Genomic DNA, 6,263 nt, shown 5'->3' with positions numbered 1-6,263 from the left:
AGTTTTGAATCACGATCGATCTGATTCAGTATGGCTGAGGATCGCAGCCGGTTTTGGAATAGCTTCGGCGGTCGCTCGGTGCTTGGGTATAATTCGATGGCTAGTAGCGATGCCTGCTTTAGCGATACTTTATACAAATCCAACGACATCTGCTTCAATCCGCGAGTCGATCTCTGTAGTCTATCGCGCTCTTAATGACTATGCGGGATCTGTAGGTGAAGTATTGGGGGTCAGCTTATTTGCGGGACTATGGCTAGCGATCGTGTCCTTAAGAATTCTCCAAACAAGAGTATTGCCACAATGGCTAGGGTTTTTTGGTCTAGTGTCGGCAACCCTCTTGGCTATTCAACTAGCAAAGTTGTTTGGAGTAGATTTAGGAGCGTTGATTTCAGTATCAGTAAGCTCTTTGCAAATGTGGTTTTTAGCGATGGGCGTTATTCTATTACGCCACCAGCCAGATTCCGCACCTGCGTATCGAAGTGATGACTAGATCGCGATCGAAGCTATACTTCATAACGAATGCACTACCAGTCTGAAAAATAAAGCATTCACAAGTTAGAAACAAGTCAGTTGTTCTCAGTCCCAAACTCAGTCAGGTTGAGAGTTTAATAAACATATAGGCGATATCGACGAGCAGAAAGTTAGTTTGATGAATTCGTCACTTTTGAAGGACATCTAATCTATTGGAGAAATATTTATAGTTCTCTAATAGATAAAAACTTCTGTTGTGAATTTTATTCGTGACAACAAAACTATAAAGCCGATGTGAAATCAGGCACATGTTTTGCGATCTAACTTTTTATTTTATTTGTTTGTCATAAATATCACACTTATTAACATTAATTTTGTAATATAGATCACTGAAACTAATTTTAATTTTAGGTATAATAAAAGCAATCAAACAAAGTACGTAACTTGCAGCTTTTCTTTGCTTAAGATAGCCCGATTAAATATTGCCAAATTGCCAAGCCAAAGTAACTCTGACAAAATTTCATATACATTTTTCTGATGATTGCAGTTCAAGTCCCACAGATAGTTGATTTAGTATTTAGTGCAATTGATGAAGTCAATCAGCAATTGCCCGAAGATCGAAAGTTACATCAAGATGTTAATACTATTCTTTTTGGAGAGTCAGGTAATCTAAAATCCTTAGAATTAGTTAGTTTGATTTTGATAATTGAGGAAAAGCTAGAAGAGGAATTTGGTGTCCTAGTTAGCTTAACTGATGAGCGGGCAATGTCCCAAAAACGGAGTCCGTTCAGGACAGTTGCTAGATTAGTTGAGTATCTAGATCGGTCGATCAAGGAATCAGCTAATGAATGAAAACCTCGTTGTACTGATTACTGGAACTCGCAAAGGAATTGGTCGATACCTGGCCGAATATTATGTTGAGCAAGGATACTTTGTGATCGGCTGTAGTCGCCAAGAAATTGATTATCAAGCTAAAAACTATCTACATTTTTGCTTGGACATTAGTGATGAAATAGCAGTCAAAAAAATGTTCTTAGAAATCAAGAAAATCTACAAACGTTTAGATTGCTTGATTAATAATGCTGGAATTGCTTCGATGAATCACTGCCTATTGACGCCGATTAATACTGTTGAGAACGTGCTCAGAACCAATGTTGTCGGATCATTTCTCTTGTCTCGCGAAGCAGCTAAATTAATGCAAAAAAATCGCTGGGGACGCATTGTTAATTTCGCTACAGTTGCTACTCCATTAAAGCTTGAAGGAGAAGCCATTTACGCCGCTTCCAAATCAGCAATTATTTCTCTAAGTCAAATTATGGCAAGGGAATTAGCAGAATACAACATTACTGTTAATACGATCGGACCGACTCCAATTCAAACCGATTTAATTAGAGCAATTTCTAGTGAAAAAATCGAACAGCTAATTCAGCGTCAAGCTATTCACAGACTTGGCAACTTTGAAGATGTTAGCAATGTCATTGATTTTTTTATTCAGCCGAAAAGCAACTTTATTACAGGACAAACAATCTTTTTAGGAGGTGTCTCATGAGTATCGACTTTCTTTTCAAAGTTTTCGAGCAAAATGCTGCTAAAAGTGCTATCGTTTGGCGCAAACAAACATTCTCATACGAATGGCTATCAAATCGCATTAACTACTGGTTGAATGTTATTGGTTTTGAGAAAATTCAACCCGGAACTGTCACACTAATTGAAGGAGATTTTTCTCCGAATGCAATCGCTTTATTTCTGGCACTAGCTCATCACCAGTGTATTTTAGTACCACTGACGACTGCGTCAATGAAGAAAAAATCAGAATTTTCCGAAATAGCGCAGGGTCAAGTCGTATTCAAGATCGGTCAAGACGATACTGTTAAGATCGAGGGTTTATCCTACGCTGCTGATTATGAGTTCTACCAAACTCTACGCAATTTAAAGCATCCTGGGCTTGTGTTATTTTCATCAGGCTCGACCGGAAAAAGTAAAGCAACAATCCACGATTTAAATAAAATTTTCGCAAAGTATCATACTCCTAAACGCGCGTTAAGAACGATTACTTTTTTATTGTACGACCATATTGGAGGTGTGAATACAATGTTACACACCCTGGCCAACGGTGGGTGTGTAGTGACTGTTGAAGCTCGCAATCCTGATGAGGTGTTAAATGCTATTGAAACCTATCAAGTAGAACTATTGCCAACTTCGCCAACTTTTCTCAATTTAATTCTAATTAGTGAGGCGTATAAGCGGCATGACTTAAGTTCTTTGAAAACCATTAGCTATGGAACAGAACCGATGCCAATTCATACATTGACTCGGTTAAACCATCTTTTCCCAGATCTTCGCTTAGCTCAAACCTACGGTCTATCCGAAGTAGGGATTTTATCTTCAAAATCGAAAGATTCTAACTCCCTGTGGTTTAAATTGCAAGGCGAAGATTTTGAGACTCGAATTGTTGATGGAATCCTGCATGTCAAATCTCAGACAACGATGTTGGGTTATCTGAATGCTCCGAGTCCAGTTACCGAAGATGGCTGGTTCAATACCGGAGATGCAGTTGAAGTTGATGGGGACTATGTCAAAGTATTGGGACGTAAATCAGAGATTATTAATGTTGGTGGTGAAAAAGTTTACCCTGCCGAAGTTGAAAATGTTATTCAGATGCTAGATAACGTTGCTGAGGTGACAGTCTATGGCGAAGACAATCCCATCACAGGTAAAATTGTCTGCACTATCGTGACGCTAATGAATCCTGAAGATCCCAAGCAATTTTCTCGGCGATTGCAGCAATATTGTCGCGGTCAACTTCAGGCTTACAAAGTTCCGCTGAAAGTTAAAGTTATTGACGAGAAACAGTATAGTGAAAGGTTTAAAAAAATTAAGCCGCAATTACTACCTTTGTCAGGCACTAATAACTAGATAAAAGTCGATTATCGAACTCCCTTGCTCGAAATCCTTGAGGCAAACAGGGTCGGGGAATCGTGTTTTTACATTTTTATCTTCTGGCAAATCCACTTTGAGAATTGTACTTTAAAATCATATTTCGTCGATTGTAATTATGGGAAAATCACTACTACCTACTTCGATCGTTGCTGACTCAGACATTGCGATCATTGGGATGTCTGGTCGGTTCCCTGGTGCTCAAACTTTAGAACAATTTTGGGATAATCTTGCTAATGGAATAGAATCGAGTTCTGCTCTATCCGATCGAGATTTACACGATCGAGGTATCAGTGCCGACCTCTTGGAAAATCTTAATTATGTCAAGCGCGATTCTTTTTTAGAAGATATCGATCTATTTGATGCTTCTTTATTTGGATTTAGCCCTCAAGAAGCGGCAATGGCCGATCCACAACATCGTCTGTTGTTGGAATGTGCTTGGGAAGCCTTAGAAAATGCTGGTTATCATCCCCAAGGCAACGACAAATGTGTGGGAATTTATGCCGGAGCTAACCCCGATCTCAGTTATTTACATCAGCATGTTCAGAGCCATTACCATCTATCCAATCATGATTTGATCAGTTCGCCATTGGGCGTAACTGCCTATGTCAACAACTTTGGTTTGTCAACCAGAGTCGCTTATAAACTTCATCTAACAGGTCCTGCTGTCGATGTGACAACCGCTTGTTCGACGTCCCTAGTGGCATTGCACTTGGCTTGTAATAGTTTACGAGTAGGAGACTGCGACGTTGCCCTCGCCGGAGGTGTTTCGATTCGGTTGCCGCAAAAAACGGGCTATCTTTATCAAGAAGGGATGATGTTGTCCCCTGATGGACATTGTCATGCCTTTGATGCCAAAGCCCAAGGGACAGTATGGACAGATGCCGTCGGAATTGTCGTTCTCAAAAAATTGACTGAAGCGATCGCTGATGGCGATTTTATTCATGCAGTTATTAAAGGTTCGGCGATTAATAACGATGGACATCTCAAATTCAACTATACCGAACCCAGTGTAGACGGACAAGCTACGGTCGTTACTGCTGCCTTAAAGAATGCTGGAGTTACACCAGAAAGTATTGGCTATATTGAAACTCATGGCACCGGCACAACCTTGGGAGATCCAGTCGAAGTCAAAGCTCTCACCAAAGCCTTTCGCAAGAGTACTCAACAAAAACAATTTTGTGCAATTGGCTCCGTGAAGACGAATGTGGGGCATTCCATCATTGCGGCTGGAATTGTGGGTCTAATTAAGACTGTCCTTGCGCTCAAACACAAACAAATTCCCCCCAGCTTAAACTTTGAGGTGCCTAATCCCCGCATTAATTTTGCGAAAAGTCCTTTCTATGTCAATACAAAACTATCCGAGTGGGAAGCAAACGGTCATCCTCGTCGCGCTGGGGTAAGTTCCTTCGGATTTGGGGGTACAAATGCGCATGTGATTTTGGAAGAAGCTCCGATCCATCAGCGACCCGAGCCTTTATTGGAGCGTCCGCTACATTTATTGACCCTTTCAGCGCAAACAGCAGCAGCTCTCAAACAACTATCGTTACAATATCTCAGTTTTCTTAACGCTGACTCAAAAGTTAGCCTAGCCGATCTCTGCTATACAGCGAATACTGGACGCGGGCAATTTGCGCACAAACTGACAACCATCTCGCAGTCTCAGGCACAGCTACAAGCCCAGTTACAGGGGTTTGTTACCGATAACTTGGACACAGGATCGATCGTCCATGTCGAAAACGATGCGAACCCGCTGATGGCCTTTCTCTTTACTGGACAAGGTTCTCAATTTGTCGGCATGGGGCGACAACTCTACGAAACGCAACCGACTTTTCGTAATTGTATTGATCGCTGTGACGAAATTTTGCGAGCCTATTTAGATACGCCATTGCTGGAAATATTATATGCAGACGCAGCCGCCAGCGATCTAATCGATCGAACTATCTATACACAGCCAGCCTTATTTGCGTTGGAATATGCCCTCGCCCAACTATGGCAATCTTGGGGAATTGAGCCTGATGCCGTCATGGGTCATAGTGTGGGGGAATATGTAGCGGCTTGTATCGCCGGAGTTTTTAGTTTAGAAGATGGCTTAAAACTCATTGCCCATCGCGCCAGATTAATGCAAGATCTGCCCGAAAATGGCGCGATGGTTGCGGTGTTTGCGACGCTGGAAACAGTTGAATCAGCGATTGCGACGAGCGGGGCGGCAGTTGCCATCGCGGCTGTAAATGGGCCGAGCCAGGTGACAATCTCTGGTGAATCCGCAGAGATCGATCGAGTCGTCACCGCACTGGAATCTCAACAGATCAAAACAACACCGTTAAAAGTTTCCCATGGATTTCATTCGCCGCTGATGGCCGACATGGTGCCGAATTTTGAGATCGTTGCCCGAGAGATTAGCTACGCGATGCCCAAAATCCCCTTGATCTCCAATGTTACCAGCGAAATTGCCACAGCGGAAATTGCGACCCCAGAGTATTGGTGTCGTCATATTCAACAGCCTGTAAAATTTGCAGCCAGTATGCAAACGTTACGGCAGGAGGGCTACACAATTTTCTTGGAATGTGGTGCCAAACCGACATTATTGGGAATGGGTCGTCAATGTTTACCAGATGGAGTGGGAGTTTGGTTGCCAAGCTTGCGTCCCACGCAGTCGGATTGGTCGTCAATGCTAGGGAGTTTGGTCGTTTTGTCCGAACAGGGGATATCAGTTGATTGGAGCGGATTCGATCGAGATTACGAACGTCAGCGAATTCCCCTTCCGACCTATCCGTTTGAACGCAAATCTTTTTGGCTAAAACCATCGCCGCCGCAAGTATTATCCCGTCTGGCCACCGCTCATCCTTTGATCG

At 42.4% G+C, this 6,263-nt stretch carries 5 protein-coding genes; all 5 read left to right on the top strand.

All coding sequences use genetic code 11. The features are described from left to right. The coding region (locus RMO27_RS03380; protein WP_309729095.1) for a DUF4386 family protein at positions 1–490 on the top strand (490 nt) is incomplete at its 5' end. A gap of 518 nt (positions 491–1,008) precedes the next feature. Beyond that, positions 1,009–1,323 (top strand): hypothetical protein, encoded by a 315-nt coding sequence (locus tag RMO27_RS03375; protein ID WP_309729093.1) that lies wholly within the window; start codon positions 1,009–1,011, stop codon positions 1,321–1,323. Continuing rightward, positions 1,316–2,020 carry an SDR family oxidoreductase gene (locus tag RMO27_RS03370; RefSeq protein WP_309729091.1) on the top strand — a complete coding sequence of 235 codons (705 nt, stop codon included), beginning with the start codon at positions 1,316–1,318 and terminating at the stop codon, positions 2,018–2,020. Before RMO27_RS03375 ends, RMO27_RS03370 begins: the two co-directional genes overlap by 8 nt. Continuing rightward, positions 2,017–3,387, top strand: a complete 1,371-nt coding sequence (locus tag RMO27_RS03365) for a fatty acid--CoA ligase family protein (RefSeq protein ID WP_309729089.1) — start codon at positions 2,017–2,019, stop codon at positions 3,385–3,387. Before RMO27_RS03370 ends, RMO27_RS03365 begins: the two co-directional genes overlap by 4 nt. Positions 3,388–3,526: 139 nt before the next feature. After that, on the top strand, positions 3,527–6,263 hold a 2,737-nt coding region (locus tag RMO27_RS03360), incomplete at its 3' end, for a type I polyketide synthase (RefSeq protein ID WP_309729086.1).

Origin of the sequence: Chamaesiphon sp. OTE_75_metabat_556 (genome assembly GCF_031378165.1) — a bacterium.
Lineage (GTDB): Bacteria > Cyanobacteriota > Cyanobacteriia > Cyanobacteriales > Chamaesiphonaceae > Chamaesiphon.
Note: the sequence above shows the minus strand (reverse complement) of the source record. Positions and strands in the feature narration are given on the sequence as shown.